14 protein-coding genes are annotated in these 19,857 nt (G+C 62.2%); 11 read left to right on the top strand and 3 right to left on the bottom strand.

Features of this window, described 5'->3' with window-relative positions; translation table 11 throughout:
- Positions 1-3: 3 nt before the first annotated feature.
- The 3 genes from tssK to tagH are packed head-to-tail and all read right to left on the bottom strand — an operon-like array spanning position 4 to position 3,287.
- Entirely contained in the window at positions 4-1,338 is a 1,335-nt protein-coding gene (tssK, locus tag AACV02_RS01405) for a type VI secretion system baseplate subunit TssK (RefSeq protein WP_106575880.1), read from the bottom strand.
- Between the two features lie 18 nt (positions 1,339-1,356).
- Positions 1,357-1,866 carry a type VI secretion system lipoprotein TssJ gene (gene tssJ, locus AACV02_RS01400; protein WP_106575881.1) on the bottom strand — a complete coding sequence of 170 codons (510 nt, stop codon included), beginning with the start codon at positions 1,864-1,866 and terminating at the stop codon, positions 1,357-1,359.
- A gap of 56 nt (positions 1,867-1,922) precedes the next feature.
- Positions 1,923-3,287: a type VI secretion system-associated FHA domain protein TagH gene (gene tagH / locus AACV02_RS01395; protein WP_119737192.1), complete on the bottom strand. Its 1,365-nt coding sequence runs from the start codon at positions 3,285-3,287 to the stop codon at positions 1,923-1,925.
- A 404-nt stretch (positions 3,288-3,691) separates the two neighbouring features.
- Between tagH and tssA the strand changes: the two genes are divergently transcribed.
- The 11 genes from tssA to AACV02_RS01340 all read left to right on the top strand — a co-directional run.
- The gene (tssA, locus tag AACV02_RS01390) at positions 3,692-4,711 is read left to right on the top strand and encodes a type VI secretion system protein TssA (RefSeq protein ID WP_106575883.1); all 1,020 of its coding nucleotides are present in this window, start codon (positions 3,692-3,694) and stop codon (positions 4,709-4,711) included.
- A 54-nt stretch (positions 4,712-4,765) separates the two neighbouring features.
- Positions 4,766-5,272, top strand: coding sequence for a type VI secretion system contractile sheath small subunit (gene tssB, locus AACV02_RS01385; protein WP_017135823.1), 507 nt, complete (start codon positions 4,766-4,768; stop codon positions 5,270-5,272).
- Positions 5,273-5,274: 2 nt separating this feature from the next.
- Complete coding sequence (gene tssC / locus AACV02_RS01380) at positions 5,275-6,771, top strand: type VI secretion system contractile sheath large subunit (protein ID WP_119737190.1); 1,497 nt, start codon at positions 5,275-5,277, stop codon at positions 6,769-6,771.
- 169 nt (positions 6,772-6,940) lie between these two features.
- Entirely contained in the window at positions 6,941-7,429 is a 489-nt protein-coding gene (locus tag AACV02_RS01375) for an Hcp family type VI secretion system effector (protein WP_005792512.1), read from the top strand.
- 93 nt (positions 7,430-7,522) lie between these two features.
- Positions 7,523-8,038 carry a type VI secretion system baseplate subunit TssE gene (tssE, locus tag AACV02_RS01370; protein WP_005792513.1) on the top strand — a complete coding sequence of 172 codons (516 nt, stop codon included), beginning with the start codon at positions 7,523-7,525 and terminating at the stop codon, positions 8,036-8,038.
- Positions 8,035-9,894: a type VI secretion system baseplate subunit TssF gene (gene tssF, locus AACV02_RS01365; RefSeq protein WP_119737187.1), complete on the top strand. Its 1,860-nt coding sequence runs from the start codon at positions 8,035-8,037 to the stop codon at positions 9,892-9,894. Before tssE ends, tssF begins: the two co-directional genes overlap by 4 nt.
- Positions 9,858-10,901: a type VI secretion system baseplate subunit TssG gene (gene tssG, locus AACV02_RS01360; RefSeq protein WP_119737185.1), complete on the top strand. Its 1,044-nt coding sequence runs from the start codon at positions 9,858-9,860 to the stop codon at positions 10,899-10,901. The genes tssF and tssG overlap by 37 nt, the downstream gene beginning before the upstream one ends.
- Positions 10,894-13,557: a type VI secretion system ATPase TssH gene (gene tssH, locus AACV02_RS01355; protein WP_119737183.1), complete on the top strand. Its 2,664-nt coding sequence runs from the start codon at positions 10,894-10,896 to the stop codon at positions 13,555-13,557. Before tssG ends, tssH begins: the two co-directional genes overlap by 8 nt.
- A 157-nt stretch (positions 13,558-13,714) precedes the next feature.
- A complete protein-coding gene (locus AACV02_RS01350; protein ID WP_119737181.1) occupies positions 13,715-15,655 on the top strand; it encodes a type VI secretion system Vgr family protein in 1,941 nt (646 codons plus the stop codon).
- A 15-nt stretch (positions 15,656-15,670) separates the two neighbouring features.
- Positions 15,671-16,105, top strand: coding sequence for a DcrB-related protein (locus AACV02_RS01345; RefSeq protein WP_106575889.1), 435 nt, complete (start codon positions 15,671-15,673; stop codon positions 16,103-16,105).
- 12 nt (positions 16,106-16,117) lie between these two features.
- A partial coding sequence (locus AACV02_RS01340; protein ID WP_119737716.1) for a DUF6531 domain-containing protein occupies positions 16,118-19,857 on the top strand: 3,740 nt, incomplete at its 3' end.

Genomic DNA, 19,857 nt, shown 5'->3' with positions numbered 1-19,857 from the left:
GGATTATCCTCGGATCGCCCAGAAGGCCAGGTTCAAACCCGGGAATTGCCCGGCGATGTGGAAGGCAAAGCCGCCGGAGTTATTCAGTTGTTGCCAGTGCTCGCTGCCACGGTCCAGCTCGTAATAGGTACTGCCTGCGTGGTATGGAATCTGGCGTGGCGCCACCGGCAACGGCAGCAGGCCGATGCCCGGCAGTTGCAGGTTGACCATGTCGCGGATGTGCTCCACCGAGCCGACTTTGCTCTGCTGGCCGAAACGCGCGCGCAAGGTTTCGCCGGGCACATCGGCGCGCACCACGAGGATGAAACTGGCGCTGTCGAGCAGGGTTTTGTCGGCGAGCATCGCCACGTGGATGCCGTAGGCTTTTTCCACAATCGGGATCGGTGTGGCTTTGCTGTCGATCAGCATCGACAGCGCCTCACGCAACGCTGCCATCACCGGAGTGAAGCTCAGGGCCAGGTCGTCGTGCTGGTATTGCGGGTATTCCTGGGGGCGACGGCCCGACGTCGAGAAGGTGGAAAACTCACCGGCCAGGCTCACCAGTTCGCTGAAAAAACGCTCCGGGTGCAGCGGGCTCAACTGGCTGAAATGCTGGAGCAGCGGCTGCGCGCGGTTGACCAGTTGCAGCAGCATGAAGTCGGCAATCTCTGACGCACCACCAGCGCCCGAGGCGACCACGCGGCCGGCCAGGGCTTCGCCGCGCTGGTGCAGCAGGCCCAGCAATTCGCTGCGAAAGGCCGTCAGCGGTTTGCTTGCGGCCACGTCCAGCACGGGCGGGATGTAGGTGTCATCCAGCACCAGCGCGCGGTCGGCGCGTTTTTCCTTGATGCGCACCAGGCCGATGGCGGCGTAGTCACTGATGCCATCCTGCGCAGTCAGCAGGCGCAACGCACGGGAACCCACGGCCACGGGCGCGCGGTTTTCGAACGGGGCGTTGTCATCTCGCACTTCGCGCACCTGGCTGACGTAACGCGCAGCGCCGAGGTCTTCGCCGTCATCGACGGTGTCACGCGCGCCTGCACGCTTGAGCGGCAAGGCCAGGTACACCAGGCCATCGCGCAGGTTGTCGTCGATATTCAAAGGGCTCGGCGCCAGGTCATCTTGGGGAATATTGAACGGCGTGCCATCCGGCAACAGGCCACGTGCCGACACAATCGCCAGCTTGCCCTGGGCCAGCAGGCCCTGGTCGATGAGCAATTCGGAGAAACCCCAGGCACCGGCGGACAACGGGCGGCTGCGGGCGTCAATCAGGTTTTCCAGGTAACGGTCATGCTGCTGGAAGTGCTGCGTTCCGATGAACATGCCTTCCGACCAGACCACGCGATTGTTCCAGGACATGGGAGCTCCGTTTGCTTCTTATTGGGCAGGGCTGGATGGGGGAACCACGACGTCGGCGCGTACGGCACGCACATCGAGGCTGATCTGGTATTCGGTGTATTGGCGTGCCGGGACGGTAAGCACCGTGCGCCATTGCGCGCGGTCCAACTCGCGATAGCCCACCAGCAGGCCGATCTGGCGCGTGGACGGGTCGAGGTTGCGCTGGATACTCAGTTGCTGGCCGGGTTGCACCATCACTTCGTCCTGGTCCAGCAGATCGAGGCCGAGCGTGGATTGCGCGCGATCAGCCAGCGCGAAGTAATCGGAGCGGCTGAAGGTGGCGGCGTTTTTCAGTTCAAAAATGCGTACGCGAACCGGCGCGGCCTGGCCGTTGGCGCCGGGGTTGAGCCCGGCAATGGCGTGAAAATGCAGTTCGATGGCGGCGGTGTCCGCTTCGGCTTCAGTGGCCGCCTCGGGCTTGGCGGCATCCTTGGCACACGCCGTCAGCAGCAGCGCCGTGGCGGCTGCGAGTAAAAACCTGGGAATCATCCTGCGTCCTCAATGACGTACTTAGCTATCCGTTTTATCCATTACTGCGTTGCGGTTTAGCGACGCTGTCGTGCGCTGTGTTCTTCGTAGGCTCGGCTGAATTCGCGACCGAACAGGTCCTGGAAATCTTCCTGGGCTTCGCGCGAAATATTGCTGTAAAGCTCGGTGAACTGCTGCCAGTACTGGGCCTGGCGCGAGCCGTTGAAAATGCTCGACAGCCCGCCGGGCTTACCCATGCGCTCTTCGAGTTGCGCCGGTTCAAAGCGCGCGAGCAAGTGCTTGATGGCTGCTTCTACACCGGCCATCACCGCCAGTTGATGGGCGCGCAGGTCGTCGAAACTGTCGCGCACAGCGATATCCGGCGCCATAAACGCTTGGTTTCCATGCCGAAGCAGCAGCAGTAAGGCTTCGTCGGCATTGGGCGCGAACTTCAACGGATTGTTTTCGGCGGGCCGGATCATCGTCTGCTGCATACGGAACTCGCCCTTGAGGCTGGCGCGGGCGCGCAATACGTCGATCAGGCCTTCGACCATCAACCGGTAGCTGCGCCCGATGCTCTCCATCTGCGCGCAGGCGTCAGCCTTGTCCAGGCGCAGCTGGTCGAGGCCGGCGCCGCGCAGGAAGGCTTGCAACAGGTCGGGCTGTTGGCTGTCCGCCACGGGGAGCGCGGGCTCGACCACGGGCGGCGACTGGATGACCGGCGGCGCCGGTGGCGACTGGATGACCGGCGGCGCGGGTGGCGGTGCAACGGGCGTCGGGGTACTGGCCACAGGCGCGGGTGTGTCGCCAAACACGTCCCAGTCTTCGGGAATCACCGAACCTGACACCGCCAGCTTCTCCACCACCGGCACGGCAACGGGGGTCGGCGGGCGAAAGTCGTGTTGCTCGGACGGCACGTGGTCAGCCACGGTCGGTGGTGGCACGGCGGTGGGCGTGAGGAAATCGAACAGGTCCGGTAGCGTGTCCATCGACGAGGCGCCATGAAACTGCGGCGCGATCACCGGCGTCGGCGCGGGCGCGTTCACCACCGCGCCCATCAACGCCTCGAAGCTGTTTGGCGAATCGCCGGCAAACGGCTGGCTATCGATGGTTTGCACGTTGAAGTCGATACGCGCCTGGATTTCGTAGTCGCCGATGCGGATCAGTTCACCGTCTTGCAACGGTTCGCTGCTCCCTCGGCGCATACGAATACCGGCGTTAACCAATTCAACGCCGTTGGTGCTGTTATCGGTTAAATAGTAACGGCCATCTTTGTATTGAATAACGCAGTGTTGCGAGGAGACAAGGCGCTCTGGATCAGGCAATACCCAGTCATTATCAGAACTGCGGCCAATAGCCATCACGCCCTGATTCATGGACTTTTCAGGGCATTGCCCAGGGGTGATCTTGTGATAACTAGTGATAGTCAAACACAGCGACATCTTGCCTCCTTGCTGATACATCGCGCGCGGTCTATCCAAGGGTCTACCTGAAGGAGCCAGACTTCCCGAGAGATACCGCCAGTCGCGTTAACGACCGTAAAAATATGCTTTTACCAGCATGATCGCTGATCTTAACTGGCCTCTATGACAAAAATCCTGTCCCGGTGCGCCGTTCGACCCGCCAGTCGCGCAGGGTGTTAAGCACCGCACATCTGTCACAGAGGGCGAATAGCTTACCTTGACAAGGCGTAACTACTACACCAAAAATGCACAACTTCTTGAACATCAGTGATGGCACAGTAGTGGCACTCTGACTGTATGACCAAGAAAACATGCAAAGTTCATCGCGCAACTAATGCATGCATTGCCCGGCATCTAACGGGCTGATAGGGAGATCGAATCAAGTGGATGTGCCGTTGCTGCTCGCCGCCGTTTCCGCGACTTCGCCATGTGGCGAAGACATGGAATATGACGCGCAATTTCTCCAACTGGAGCGTGACGCCAAGGGCCAACCCGAGCGCAGCATGGGCGACTCTATCCTGCCCGCGGAGCCACCGGAATGGCGCAGCATCCAGCAGCAAAGCCTCGACTTGTTGCAGCGCAGCAAAGACCTGCGCATCACCCACTTTCTGTTGCAAAGCTCCCTCGCCCTTCAGGGTGTGGCCGGGCTGGCCGAAGTCCTCACGCTGATCAACGCGCTGCTGCGCGAGTACTGGGCCGACCTGCACCCGCGCCTGGATGCCGACGACGATAACGACCCCACCGTACGCATCAATGCCTTATCCGGCCTGACCAGCGACGCAACCATTCGTCTGCTGCGCGAAAGCATCCTCACGCGCTCGCGCACGTTCGGGCCGGTGAGCCTGCGTGCCGCGTTGAACGCCAGCGGCCTGATGAGCTTCCCCGATGAACAGCTCGGCGCCCAGCAACTCAACGCGGCATTTCTGGACAGCGATCCCGAACAACTGCAAGCCACGCGCGATGCCTTGAGCGCCGCGCGCGCCGCCTGCGAAGCCATCGAACAACAGGTCAGCGACCAGGTCGGTTCGGCCCAGGGCGTGGACCTCAGCCTGTTGAAGCAACCGCTCAAGCAGGCGCTGCAAGTCCTCAACCAATTCGTACCGAACAGCGATACCAGCAGCGAACCCGAGGCCGTCAGTGACGACAATGCCCCCTCGGTCGATTTCGCCGCTGCCCCCGCCGCACCGCGCCCCACTGGCGACATCGCCAGCCGCGATGACGTGCTGCGCAGCCTCGACAAGATCCTTGCGTACTACACCCGTCACGAGCCTTCGAGCCCGCTGCCGGTGCTGTTGAACCGGGCGAAGAATCTGGTGCACGCCGACTTCGCGGCCATCGTGCGCAATCTGATTCCCGACGGCATGTCCCAATTTGAAAACCTGCGCGGCCCGGACGGCGAGTAAGCCGCCCGGCTGTGCAGTAACAACACCGTCGCTCAAGCGACCAGGAGCAGCAACGTGGCGAAGCAAAGTTCTCAGAAATTCATCGCGCGCAACCGTGCGCCTCGAGTGCAGATCGAGTACGACGTCGAGCTTTACGGCGCCGAGAAAAAGGTCCAGCTGCCCTTCGTGATGGGTGTGATGGCCGACCTCGCCGGCAAGCCTGCCGAACCGCTCGCACCCGTGGCCGACCGCAAGTTCCTTGAAGTGGACGTCGACAACTTCGACTCGCGCCTCAAGGCCATGCAGCCACGCGTAGCGTTCCACGTACCGAACGAGCTGACCGGCGAAGGCAACCTGAGCCTGGACATCACTTTCGAAAGCATGGACGACTTCAGCCCGGCCGCCGTGGCCCGCAAGGTCGATTCGCTCAAGCAACTGCTCGAAGCCCGCACCCAGCTGGCCAACCTGCTGACCTACATGGACGGCAAGACTGGCGCTGAAGAAATCATCATGAAGGCGATCAAGGACCCGGCACTGCTTCAGGCACTTGCCAGCGCGCCTAAGCCTGCAGGGGACCAGTAATCATGACTGACAATACCGCCCGCGAAGGCTCCCAGATCCTGGGTGCCACCGAAGAAGCCAGCGAGTTCGCCAACCTGCTGCTGCAAGAATTCAAACCCAAGACCGAGCGTGCCCGCGAAGCCGTGGAAACCGCTGTGCGCACCCTGGCCGAACAGGCCTTGGCACAGACGGACCTGGTGTCCAATGACGCGATCAAGTCGATTGAGTCGATCATCGCCGCCATCGACGCCAAGCTCACCGCTCAGGTCAACCAGATCATCCATCACCCGGATTTCCAACAACTGGAAAGCGCCTGGCGTGGCCTGCACTACCTGGTCAACAACACCGAGAGCGACGAGCAACTGAAGATTCGCGTGCTCAACATCTCCAAGCCGGACCTGCACAAGACCCTGAAGAAATTCAAGGGCACCGCGTGGGACCAGAGCCCGATCTTCAAGAAGATGTACGAAGAAGAATACGGCCAGTTTGGCGGCGAACCGTACGGCTGCCTGGTCGGCGACTACTACTTCGACCAGTCGCCACCCGACGTGGAGCTGCTGGGCGAGCTGTCGAAAGTCTGCGCCGCCATGCACTCCCCGTTCATCGCTGCGGCGTCGCCGACCGTGATGGGCATGGGCTCGTGGCAGGAACTGTCGAACCCGCGCGACCTGACCAAAATCTTCACCACGCCGGAATACGCCGGCTGGCGCTCGCTGCGTGAATCGGAAGATTCGCGCTACATCGGCCTGACCATGCCGCGCTTCCTGGCGCGCCTGCCGTATGGCGCCAAGACCGATCCAGTGGAAGCCTTCGCCTTCGAAGAAAACACCGACGGCGCCGACAGCTCCAAGTACACCTGGGCCAACGCCGCCTACGCGATGGCGGTGAACATCAACCGCTCGTTCAAACACTACGGCTGGTGCTCGCGCATCCGTGGCGTAGAGTCCGGCGGTGAAGTGGAAAACCTGCCAGCCCACACGTTTCCGACCGATGACGGTGGCGTGGACATGAAGTGCCCGACCGAAATCGCCATCAGCGACCGCCGTGAAGCGGAACTGGCGAAGAACGGTTTCATGCCGCTGCTGCACAAGAAAAACACCGACTTTGCCGCCTTCATCGGTGCCCAGTCGTTGCAGAAACCGGCTGAATACGACGACCCAGACGCCACCGCCAACGCCAACCTGGCCGCGCGCCTGCCGTACCTGTTCGCCACCTGCCGGTTCGCGCACTACTTGAAGTGCATCGTGCGCGACAAGATCGGTTCCTTCAAAGAGAAGGACGAGATGCAGCGCTGGTTGCAGGACTGGATCCTCAACTACGTCGACGGCGACCCGGCACACTCCACCGAAACCACCAAGGCCCAGCACCCATTGGCTGCCGCCGAAGTGATCGTGGAGGACGTCGAAGGCAACCCGGGTTACTACAACTCCAAATTCTACCTGCGCCCGCACTATCAGCTTGAAGGGCTGACCGTGTCGTTGCGTCTGGTATCGAAGCTGCCTTCGGCGAAAAGCGCGTAACCACGAATGAACCGGCTCTTCTGTGGGAGCCGGGCTTGCCCGCGATGCAGGCGACACGGTCTGCCAGTCAGACCGCGTTGATGCAATCGCAGGCAAGCCAGCTCCCCCAGAAAGCACTGCCCATTGGGCTTAAACAAATATCGTGGCTGAGTCCACACAGGGAGAAAACATGGCTGTTGATATTTTCATCAAGATCGGCGACATCAAGGGCGAGTCCATGGACAAGGCCCACAAGGACGAAATCGACGTGCTGAACTGGAGCTGGGGCATGGCTCAGTCCGGCAATATGCACGTTGGCGGTGGCGGCGGTGCGGGCAAGGTGAATATCCAGGACCTGTCGCTGACCAAGTACGTCGACAAGGCTTCGCCAAACCTGATGATGCACTGCGCCAGCGGCAAGCACATCGACAAGGTCAAGCTGACCGTGCGCAAGGCCGGTGGCGAAAGCCAGGTCGAGTACATGGTGATCAACCTGGAAGAAGTGCTGGTCACGTCCCTGAGCACCGGCGGCTCGGGCACCGATGATCGCCTGACCGAAAACGTCACCCTGAACTTCGCCCAAGTGATGGTCGACTACCAGCCGCAGAAAGCCGACGGCACCAAAGACGGCGGCGCGATCAAGTTTGGCTGGAACATCCGTTCCAACACCAAGCGCTGATAAACCCGGTGGCCGTGGCTCGCCGCCACGGCCCCAGGCATCGGCCCCTCGCAGAAACCGTCCCTCTCACAACCCGTCCGTGGAGCTGCTTTGGTGGTAACTGAAATCGCTTCCCGCGACCGTCTGCAACCGTCCCTGCTGGACCGGTTGACCGACGACGACCCAACCAATCCCAAGGAAAGCGCCGACAAACGCGTGCTCTCCCTGACCCAATTGAAAGCCTCGGTGCTGCGCGACCTGGCGTGGCTGCTCAACACCACGTCGTTGCTGGACGCCGATGCCACGCTGCACACCCCGGCCGGTACGTCGGTGGTCAATTACGGCCTGCCGGCACTGGCGGGCAACAGCGTTTCCAGTGTCGATATCAAAGCCCTGGAAGCCCTGATCTACCAGGCCATCGCCACCTTTGAACCGCGTATTTTGCGCCACACCCTGCGCGTCAAAGCCCGTGTCGGCCACGGCGAAATGAACCACAACGCGCTGAGCTTCGAGATCGAAGGCGACCTGTGGGCGCAGCCGGTGCCCTTGCGCTTGCTGCTGCAAACCGACCTCGACCTGGAGTCCGGCCATGTGCGCGTGGTGAATGCCGACCAGCGGAGGCGCCCATGAACCCGCGCCTGCTGGAGCTGTACAACCAGGAACTGCACCACGTGCGCGAAAGCGCCGCCGAGTTCGCCAAGGAATACCCGAAGATCGCCAGTCGGCTGACCCTGTCCGGTATGGACTGCGCCGACCCGTACGTCGAACGCCTGCTCGAAGGTTTTGCCTACCTCACCGCCCGCGTGCAACTCAAGCTCGACGCCGAGTACCCGACTTTCACCCACAACCTGCTTGAAATCGCCTACCCGCACTACCTGGCGCCGACGCCGTCGATGACCGTGGTGCAATTGCAGACCGACCCGGACGAAGGCTCGCTGGCCAGCGGTTTCCCGTTGCCGCGCGACACCGTGCTGCGTGCCGCGCTGGGCCGCGAAACCCAGACCTGCTGCGAGTACCGCACCGCGCACCCGGTGACGCTGTGGCCGTTGCAGGTCAGCGGCGCCGAGTACTTCGGCAACCCTGCCGCCGTGCTCGGCCGCCTGGCCGCCAGCGAGCCGAAGGCCAAGGCCGGTTTGCGCCTGACCCTGCGCACCGGCGCCGAATTGCCGTTCAACAGCCTCGGCCTCGACAACCTGCCGCTGTACCTCAGCGGCGCCGACGAGCAGCCGTTTCGCCTCTACGAACAATTGCTGGGCAACGCCTGCGCGGTGTTTGCGCGCAAACCCGGCGGTGATTGGGTCGAACGCCTGCCGCACGACGCGTTGCGTTCGCGCGGCTTTGACGACGCTGATGCGGCCATGCCGGTAGTGGCCCGCGCATTCCAGGGCTATCGCCTGTTGCAGGAATACTTCGCCCTGCCCCACCGCTTCCTGTTCGTCGAATTTGCTGAACTGAGCCGCGCGGTCAAACGCTGCGACGGCCAGGAGCTGGAACTGATCGTGCTGTTCGACCGCCACGAGCCGAGCCTGGAAGGCAGTGTCGGCGCGGCGCAGTTCATGCCGTTCTGCACGCCGGCGATCAACCTGTTCCCCAAACGCGTGGACCGTATTCATTTGTCTGACCGCGTTAACGAACACCACGTGATTGCCGACCGCACGCGGCCAATGGATTTCGAGATTCACTCGCTGAGCGGCATCACCGGCCACGGCACCGGGCCGGAGCAGCCGTTCCTGCCGTTCTACGCGGTGCGCGACCCATCACGCTATGGGCGCGATCAGGCTTACTACACGCTGCGCCGCGAGCCGCGCGTGTTGTCCAGCGACCAGCGCCGCAACGGCCCGCGCTCTACCTACGTGGGCAGCGAAACCTTTGTCAGCCTGGTCGACAGCCAGCAAGCGCCCTACCGCCACGACCTGCGCCAACTCGGCGTGACCGCGCTGTGCACCAACCGCGATCTGCCGTTGTTCATGAGCGTGGGCAACGGCAAGACCGACTTTACTTTGGCCGACAGCGCACCCGTGTTGTCGGTGCGCTGCGTCGCCGGCCCGAGCCGCCCACGCGCCAGCCACGCGCATGACGCCAAGGCCTGGCGCCTGATCAGCCAGTTGTCGCTCAACTACCTGTCGCTGAGCGAACAGGGCCAGGGCGCCGGCGCTTTGCGTGAACTGCTGCGCCTGTATGGCGACAGCAACGACGCGGCGCTGCAATTGCAAATCGAAGGCCTGCGCGAAGTCAGCAGCAAAGCCGTGACCCGGCGCCTGCCGATGCCTGGCCCGATCGTGTTTGGCCGTGGGTTGGAAATCACCCTGGAATTCGATGAAAACGCGTTTCGCGGCACCGGCGTGTTTCTGCTCGGTGCGGTGCTGGAGCGCTTCCTGGCACGCTACGTGTCGATCAACAGTTTTACCGAGACGGTGATCCGTACCACCGAACGCGGCGAGATCATGCGATGGAAAGCCAAGCCCGGGCGGCGTCCGACCCTGTGAACACACTGGATGCGATGCATCAGGAGCCCTGGGAATACGATTTCTTCCAGGCGCTGCGGCGTATCGAGTGCGAATCGCCGCAGCTGCCGCGCCTGGGCCACTCCCTGCGCCTGGCGGATGACCCGTTGCGCCTAGGGCAACAGGCCGATTGCACCTTCGCCCCGGCCACTTTGGCCTCGGTCGATCCCGGTGGCGACGGCAAACCAGCGCGGCTTGAGCAGTTCTTCTTCGGCCTCGGCGGCCCCAACGGCCCGTTGCCGCTGCACATCACCGAGTACGTGCGCGAGCGCCAGCGCAACAACGCCGACAGCACCAGCAAACAGTTTTTGGACGTGTTCCACCATCGCCTGCTCAGCCTGTTTTACCGGGCCTGGGCTGAAGCGCGGCCAACGGTCAGCCACGACCGCCCGGATGACGATTACTGGTCGGCACGCCTGGCGGCGCTGAGCGGCCGAGGAATGCCGAGCCTGCTGAATCAGGGGCTGATTCCCGACACGGCGAAGCTGCATTACAGCGGCCACCTGTCAGCGCAAACCCGCTACCCGGACGGTTTGAAGGCGATCCTCAGCGAATACTTCGGCTTGCCGGTTGAGATTGAAGAATACGTCGGCCAATGGCTGGAATTGCCCGAGCGCAGCCGCGTCAGCGTCAGCGCCAACCAGTTGGGCGTGGATTTTTGCCTGGGCAGCCACGTGTGGGACCGCCAGCATAAATTCCGCATCCGCCTCGGCCCGCTCACGCTGGATGACTACATGGGCATGCTGCCCGGCAGCCAGCCGTTCAACGAGCTGGTGGCGTGGGTGGCCGAGTACCTGGGCCATGAACTGGACTGGGACCTGAACCTGGTTTTGCAACAACCCGAAGTACCGGCGCTGCAGCTCAATGGCCAGTTCCGCCTGGGCTTCAACACCTGGCTCGGCCGACCCGAGCATGACGCCAACGACCTAATCCTGGCTCGGCATTACGCCGACCACGCCACCACCTCAAGGAATCCAGAGCATGGGTGAAATCAGTCGCGCCGCACTGTTCGGCAAACTCAACAGCGTGGCCTACAAGGCCATCGAAGCCGCCACTGTGTTCTGCAAACTGCGGGGCAACCCGTACGTGGAACTGGCCCACTGGTTTCACCAGTTGCTGCAACTGCAGGACTCGGAGCTGCACCGTATCATTCGCCAGTTCAACGTCGAGCCCGCCCGCCTGGCCCGTGACCTGACCGAAGCACTGGACCGCCTGCCACGCGGCTCGACGTCGATCACCGACCTGTCGTCCCATGTGGAAGAAGCGGTGGAACGCGGTTGGGTCTACGGCAGCCTGATGTTCGGCGAAAGCCAGGTGCGCACCGGTTACCTGGTGCTCGGCATTTTGAAAACCCCAAGCCTGCGCCATGCACTGCTGGGCTTGTCGTCCGAGTTCGACAAAATCAAAGCTGAAGCACTGAGCGAACGCTTCGACGAATACGTCGGCGACTCGCCCGAAAATGCATTGAGTGCCAGCGACGGCTTCAATGCCGGCGCTGTACCGGGCGAAGCCAGCGGCGCCATGGCACCGAGCGCGATGGGCAAGCAGGAGGCGCTCAAGCGCTTTACCGTGGACCTGACCGAACAAGCCCGCAGCGGCAAGCTCGACCCTATCGTCGGGCGTGATGAAGAGATCCGCCAACTGGTGGATATCCTCATGCGTCGGCGCCAGAACAACCCGATCCTCACTGGCGAGGCCGGTGTAGGCAAGACCGCCGTGGTCGAAGGCTTCGCCCTGCGCATCGTCGCCGGTGACGTGCCGCCCGCGCTCAAAGACGTGGAGCTGCGCAGCCTCGACGTGGGCCTGCTGCAAGCCGGCGCCAGCATGAAAGGCGAGTTCGAACAGCGCCTGCGCCAGGTCATCGAAGACGTCCAGGCCTCGCCCAAGCCGATCATCCTGTTCATCGACGAAGCCCACACGCTGGTCGGTGCCGGTGGCGCTGCCGGGACCGGTGACGCCGCCAACCTGCTCAAGCCCGCCCTCGCCCGCGGCACCTTGCGTACCGTGGCCGCGACGACGTGGGCCGAGTACAAAAAACACATCGAAAAAGACCCGGCCCTGACTCGCCGTTTCCAAGTGGTACAGGTGGCTGAGCCGTCGGAAGACAAGGCGCTGCTGATGATGCGCGGCGTGGCCTCGACCATGGAAAAACACCACCAGGTGCAGATCCTCGATGAAGCCCTGGAAGCCTCGGTGAAGCTGTCGCACCGCTACATTCCGGCGCGCCAGCTGCCGGATAAATCCGTGAGCCTGCTGGACACCGCCTGCGCTCGCGTCGCCATCAGCCTGCATGCCGTGCCGGCCGAAGTCGACGACAGCCGCCGTCGCATCGAAGCGCTGGAAACCGAGCTGCAAATCATCGCCCGCGAGCATGCCATCGGCATCGCCATCGGCGCACGCCAGAGCAACAGCGAAGCCTTGCTGAGCGCTGAACGTGAACGCCTCGCGACGTTGGAAAGCCGCTGGGCCGAAGAGAAAACCCTGGTCGATGAGCTGCTCGCCACCCGTGCAACCTTGCGTGAGAAAGCCGGTGTTGTGGACAGCGGCAACGATGAGTTGCGCGCACAGCTGGTGGACCTGCAACAACGCCTCACCGCCCTGCAAGGCGAAACCCCGCTGATCCTGCCGACCGTGGATTACCAGGCCGTGGCCTCGGTGGTCGCCGACTGGACCGGCATCCCGGTGGGCCGCATGGCGCGCAACGAACTGGAGACGGTGCTTAACCTCGACCAGCACCTGAAAAAACGCATCATTGGCCAGGACCACGCTCTGCAGATGATCGCCAAGCGCATCCAGACCTCTCGCACCGGTCTCGACAACCCAAGCAAGCCGATTGGCGTGTTCATGCTCGCCGGCACCTCGGGTGTGGGCAAGACCGAGACCGCGCTGGCGCTGGCTGAAGCCATGTACGGCGGTGAGCAGAACGTCATCACCATCAACATGAGCGAGTTCCAGGAAGCCCACACCGTGTCGACCCTCAAGGGCGCGCCACCGGGCTATATCGGCTACGGCGAAGGCGGTGTGCTGACCGAAGCGGTGCGGCGAAAACCCTACAGCGTGGTGCTGCTGGACGAGGTGGAAAAAGCCCACCCGGACGTGCACGAGATCTTCTTCCAGGTGTTCGACAAGGGCGTGATGGAAGATGGCGAAGGCCGCGTTATCGACTTCAAGAACACCCTGATCCTGCTGACGACCAACGCCGGCACCGAGTTGATTTCTCAGGTGTGCAAAGACCCGGCGAATATTCCCGAGCCGGAAGAAATCGCCAAGGCGTTGCGCCAGCCATTGCTGGAAATTTTCCCGCCGGCGCTGCTCGGCCGTTTGGTGACGATTCCTTACTACCCGCTGAGCGACGAGATGCTCAAGGCTATTACCCGCCTGCAACTCAACCGCATCAAAAAGCGTGTGGAGACGACGCACAAAGTCGCCTTCGACTACGACGACGCGGTGGTCGATTTGATCGTCTCGCGCTGCACCGAAACCGAAAGCGGCGGGCGCATGATCGACACCCTCCTGACCAACAGCCTGCTGCCGGACATGAGCCGAGAATTCCTCACGCGCATGCTCGAAGGCAAGGCACTGGCGGGTGTGCGTATCAGCACCCGGGATAATGAATTGCACTACGACTTCAGCGACGCCGATTGATCTGACGAGAGGCAGTCCAAATGTGGGAGGGGGCTTGCCCCCGATGGCGGTGAATCAGTCACTGCATGCATCAACTGACACACTGCTATCGGGGGCAAGCCCCCTCCCACATTTAGAGCTGATTTCTTCAGTTACTAGGCAATTTACGGGTTAACCGATGTTATTCAACCAAGCCTCACGCCTGGCCAAAGTCACCAGCCCTCTCGGGCCGGATGTGCTGCTGCTCAATGAAATGGGCGGCGGCGAAGAGCTGGGGCGGCTGTTCAACTATGAGCTGCAACTGACCTCGCTGGACGCCAATATCGACCTCAACCAGTTGCTGGGCAAGCCGATGAGCGTCGGCCTGCAACTGGCAGACGGTGGCGAGCGGCACTTCCACGGCATCGTCGCACGGTGCAGTCAGAACATCGACCAAGGCCAGTTCGCCAGTTATCAGGTGACGCTGCGCCCGTGGTTCTGGCTGCTGAGCCGCACCTCGGATTGCCGGATTTTCCAGAACCAGAGCATCCCGCAGATCATCAAGCAGGTGTTTCGCGACCTGGGTTTTTCCGACTTCGAAGACGCCCTGAGCCGGCCGTACCGCGAGTGGGAGTACTGCGTGCAGTACCGCGAGACCAGCTTCGATTTCGTCAGCCGCTTGATGGAACAGGAAGGCATCTACTACTTCTTCCGCCATGAACCGGACCGCCATGTGCTGGTGCTGGCCGACGCCTATGGCGCCCACACCACGGTGCCGGGCTACGCGTCGATTCCGTATTACCCCAAGGACGAGCAGCAGCGCGAACGCGACCACATGCACAACTGGCACCTGGCGCACGAAGTGCAACCGGGCTCACTGGAGCTTAACGACTATGACTTCCAGCGCCCCAGCGCCAGCATCGACGTGCGCTCGGCGATGCCGCGCCCGCACACTGCCGGCGACTATCCGCTGTACGACTACCCCGGCACCTATGTGCAAAGCGAAGACGGCGAGCACTATGCGCGCACTCGCATCGAAGCCTTGCAAACCCTGCATGAACAGATCGAGTTCAGCGGCAACGCGCGTGGCCTCGGCTCAGGCCACCTGTTCAGCCTGACCGGCTTCAGCCGCCAGGACCAGAACCGCGAATACCTGATCGTCGGCTGTCGCTATTACATCGTTCAGGAAAGCCTGGAAAGCGGCGGCGGCTCGGGTTCGGCGCAATTCGAAAGCAGCCTGACGTGCATCGACGCCCAGCAAAGCTTCCGCCCGCTGGCAAACACCCACAGACCCATCGTCAAAGGCCCGCAAACCGCCTTGGTGGTTGGCCCCAAAGGCGAAGAAATCTGGACCGACCAATACGGCCGCGTAAAGGTGCACTTCTACTGGGACCGCCACGACCAATCCAACGAAAACAGCTCGTGCTGGATTCGTGTATCGCAATCCTGGGCCGGTAAAAACTGGGGCTCGATGCAGATCCCGCGGATCGGCCAGGAAGTGATCGTGAGCTTTCTGGAAGGAGACCCGGACCGGCCGATCATCACCGGCCGGGTGTACAACGCCGAGCAGACGGTGCCTTACGACCTGCCGGAAAACGCCACACAGAGCGGCATGAAAAGCCGTTCGAGCAAGGGCGGCACGCCGGCCAACTTCAATGAAATCCGCATGGAGGACAAGAAGGGTCTGGAGCAGTTGTATATCCATGCCGAGCGCAATCAGGACATCGTGGTGGAGGTGGATGAAAGCCACTCGGTGGGGCATGACCGCAACAAGAGCATCGGGCATAACGAGACGGTGACCATCGGGAATAACCGTACGCGCATCGTCAAGCAGCAGGACGTCCTCTTGGTCGGTCAGAGGAAGACCGACAGCATCAGCCAGAGCTACATCATCGAAGTGGGTGAAAACCTGCGCCTGGTCTGCGGCAAAAGCATCCTGGAGCTGAACGCCAGTGGGCAGATCAACCTCACCGGCGTGAATATCAGCTTTTATGCCAGCGGCGATGCCGAGTTCAACACCGGCGGCGTACTGCATCTGAACAACGACCACGGCCCCGGCGCCACGCCCGATGGCCAGGGCATCAAAAAAAGCATCGACGCCAATATTGAAGCCGTCTTCCCCGCGCCTAAAAGCTCCTGACGAGACCCGTTTGCCATGACGTACCGAATCAACGAATTTCAGTTCCAACTGCCTGCCGGCGAGCTGCAAGACGCGTCGATCAACATCCTCAAGTTCCCTGAGCTGGGCACGTCCTTGATCATCAGCCGCAGCTTCCTCACCGACGGCGAAACCCTGCACAGCAATTTCGACGACCAGCTCAAGCGCCTGGAAAAACAGGTGCAGGACTTGCGCTGCCAACCGAGCGTGACCGTGCGTTTGGGCGCCACCCAAGAGGTGGAAGGTATTGAGCTGCGCAGCCAGTTCAACAAGGGCAATGACAAGGTGTTCCAGTACCAGTTGGCGCTGGTGCTGCCGGGTACGCGCAAGATGCTCGCCTTGAGTTATGTGAAGGCTGACACGCTTGGTGATGCGGAAGCGGCGCATTGGGCATTGATAAAAAATTCGCTGTCGTTCGACGCTATTTCTTGATGAGCAGCCTGCATGTCTGACGCATTATGGGCGGCCCGAATGGGCGATGCGCTGTCCCACACCTCGATGATGGCGGACATCCTCGGCGGTGTGCTGGAAGTGGCGGCCAATATCGCGATCACTGCGGTGGCGACCGCTGCCGTGGTGGCAGCCACCGGCATTACTGTGGCCACCGGCGGCCTCGGCTGCTTCCTGCTGGGCGCGGTAGTGGGCACGATTGTCGGCCTCGCCATGAGCAAGAGTGGCGCGGACAAAGGCCTGACCAAGATATGCGATGCCTTTAGCAACGCCCTGTTTCCTCCCTCGGTGCAGGCGAACATTCTCACTGGTTCCACCGATACCCTCACCAATAACATGCCTGCCGCCCGCGCGGCCGGGGCGATCAGCTCCCATGTCACACCGGCCGGCACCGAGCTGGAAGCGTCCAAGCCTGAACCAGAACCCAGCTACCTGGACATGGCCGAAGGTTTCTTCTCGCAGATGTGGCGCCCCACCGTCGCGACGCCCGCGCCGGGCGCCGTGCCGAAGTCGCTGGACCTGGTCGTGTGCATGAAGCACCCGCCAATGCCGCCGCAGTTTCTTGCCGAAGGTTCGGAAAAGGTTACGGTCAATGGTCAACCTGCCGTGCGCAGCGGTGATCGCAGTACCTGCGATGCGACGGTGGTGTCGTCCGGCTTGATCTCATCCAACGTGGCCATCGGCGGCGGCTCGGTGGTGGTGCGTGAAATTCGCAGCGGCAAGACCCCGGGTGTCGGCCTGGCGGTCACGGCGTTGTTGATGCTCAAGGGCAGCAAGGGCAAGTTCTTCAGCAAGTTGCCGTGCATGTTGGTCAGCGGCGCGACCTCGATGGCAATCAGCAGTGCGATGGGGGCTGCGGCCAACGCCGCGATGGGCTCGTCGAACCCGGTGCATGCTGCGACGGGCGCGAAGATACTCGGCGATGTCGAGGAACTGGATTTCGTGCTGCCTGGCATCTTGCCGATCGGCTGGCAGCGCTTTTACAACAGCCGCGACGAACGCCAAGGCAGCCTGTTCGGTGCCGGTTGGAGTGTGGCCTTCGAGGTGTGCGTCGACATCCAGCCGCATCCCGAGGGCGGCGAAACGCTCGTGTATACCGACGAGCAGGGCCGGCCCATCGACATGGGCTCGATTCCGTTGGGCGGCGCAGTATTCAGTGCCGGTGAAGGGCTCGCGGTACGGCGACACCTGAATGGGCAGTTGCTGATCGAAAGTGACGACGGCGTGTACCGCTTGTTCGAGCCGACACCGGCAAACCCGTCGCGACTGCGCCTGAGCCAGTTGGGTGACCGTAACGACAACCGCATTTATCTCGACTATGACGACGCCGGGCGCCTGGTGCATCTGCGCGATACGTTCGATCTGGTGCAGGTTGAGCTGATCCGTGATCAGGGCCATGTGACCCACATCGAACGCCTCTATCCGGATCAACATCGTGAATTGCTGGTCAGTTATGGCTATGACGCCGAGGGCAATCTGGCGCAGGTGCGCGACGCAACCGGCCAGGTGCAGCGACGCTTCGCCTACGATGCCGGGCGGCGCATGGTTGAGCATCAATTGCCCACCGGGTTGCGCTGCTTCTATGAGTGGGCGTTGATTGAAGGCCTGGAATGGCGTGTGGTCCGGCACTGGACCGATGAGGGCGACGCCTACCAGTTCGACTACGACTTGCAGGCGGGCCTGACCCGCATCACCGACGGTTTGCAACGCGTCAGCACTCGGCACTGGAACACTCAGTACCAGATCATTCAATACAGCGACAATCTCGGCCAGACCTGGCTGTTCGAATGGAACGACGAACGCCAGTTGCTCGGCGCCACCGACCCGCAAGGCGGCCGCTATGAGTACAGCTACGATGAGAGCGGCAACCTGATCGGCGAAACCGATCCGCTCGGGCGCAGCGACTCCACCTTATGGCTGGAGCACTGGGCGTTACCGCTGGTGGAGACCGACGCCGCCGACAACAGTTGGCAGTATCGCTATGACCCGCGCGGCAACTGCATCGCCGAGACCGATCCGCTGGGTTACATCACCCGCTATCGTTATGACGCCCACGGCCAGGTCGTGGAAATCATCGACGCCACCGGCAAAAGCAAACAACTGCGCTGGAACCCGTTCGGGCAACTGGTCGAGCATATTGATTGCTCGGGCTACCCAACGCGCTTCAGCTACGACGAGCGCGGTTATTTGCAGCTCATCACCGATGCCCTCGGTGAACGTACCCAATTCAGCTACGACGCCCAGGGCCGATTGCTCAGCAGCCAACTGCCGGACGGCCGCACCGAACATTTCCAGCGCGATGCCAGCGGGCAGTTGGTGGGCTATACCGATCCCGCCGGGCACACCACGCTCTATCAACATAACCGGCGTGGCCAGGTGCGCCAGCGCACCGACGCCCATGGTCGCCAGGTGCAGTTCGGCTACGACAGCTACGGGCGGCTGCAAGCGTTGGTCAATGAGAACGGTGAAAGCTATCGGTTTGCGTGGGATGCCGGCGATCGGCTGGCTGAACAGCAAGACCTCGACGGCAGCGCCAAGCGCTACGACTACGACCGGCTGGACAACATCACAGCGGTGACTGCCGTTCCGGCGCCATATGGCAATGGCTTGGCGGTGGTCCCCGAAACGCCGCCAGCGCCCATCGTTCATCGGCTGGAGCGTGATGCGGTCGGCCGACTGGTCGCCAAGACCACCGACGATGGCCGCACTGAGTACAGCTACGATGCGGTGGATCAGCTCACGGCGGTCACCTTCACTGATCTGCAAGGCAATGCCCAGGCGTTGGGTTTCGCCTACGATGCTGTCGGCCAGTTGCTTGCCGAACAAAGTGCCGGCGGCAAGCTGCAACATCACTACGACGAACTCGGCAACCTGATCCAGACCCAACTGCCGGACGGGCGCTGGCTCAATCGCCTGTACTACGGCAGCGGCCACCTGCACCAGATAAACCTCGACGGCCAGGTCATCAGCGACTTCGAACGCGACCGCCTGCACCGCGAAGTGCTGCGCACCCAAGGCCAGCTCAGCACCCGCAGCGAATACGACCGCAGCGGCCGCCTGCGCTCACGCCAACGCCGCCTTAACAGCCAGCCATCGCTGATGCCTGCGGCGACGCAAAAGCAGTTCGAATACGACCCCGCCGACAACCTGATCGGCAAACTCGACCAGCAACCCGCCGCGCAACACCGCCAACTGCTGCACTACGACGCCACCGGCCGCATCATCGCCAGCCAGGACAGCCTGCACGGCCAGCGCGAAACCTTCGCCTACGACGCCGCCGCCAACCTGCTCGACGGCCCGCAGACGGGCGCCGGGTTAGTGGTGCATAACAAGCTGCTGACCTATCAGGACAAGCGTTATCGCTACGATGCGTTTGGACGGATGATCGAAAAACGCAGCGCCAAGCGCGGCGTGCAGCGGTTTGCGTATGACGCAGAAAGCCGGTTGGTTGAAGTGCATAATGAAAGCGGCAGCGTGGTCAGAATGGTCTACGACCCGCTGGGGCGGCGGGTTGAAAAAACCGAGCATGGCAGCGATGGGTATCCGTTGGGGGAAACCCGGTTCATGTGGGATGGGCTGCGGTTGTTGCAGGAGCACAAACACAGTCAGACGAGCCTTTATGTCTATGAAGACGAAGGCTACCAACCTTTGGCTCGCGTCGACGGTGCCGGGCCGTTGCAGAAGATTCGTTACTACCACAACGACCTGAACGGGTTGCCGGAGCAACTGACCGA

Source organism: Pseudomonas sp. Larv2_ips, assembly GCF_963879675.1.
In the GTDB taxonomy this organism is placed as follows: domain Bacteria; phylum Pseudomonadota; class Gammaproteobacteria; order Pseudomonadales; family Pseudomonadaceae; genus Aquipseudomonas.
The sequence above is the reverse complement of the archived record's forward strand: the minus strand, read 5'-3'. Positions and strand labels throughout refer to the sequence as shown.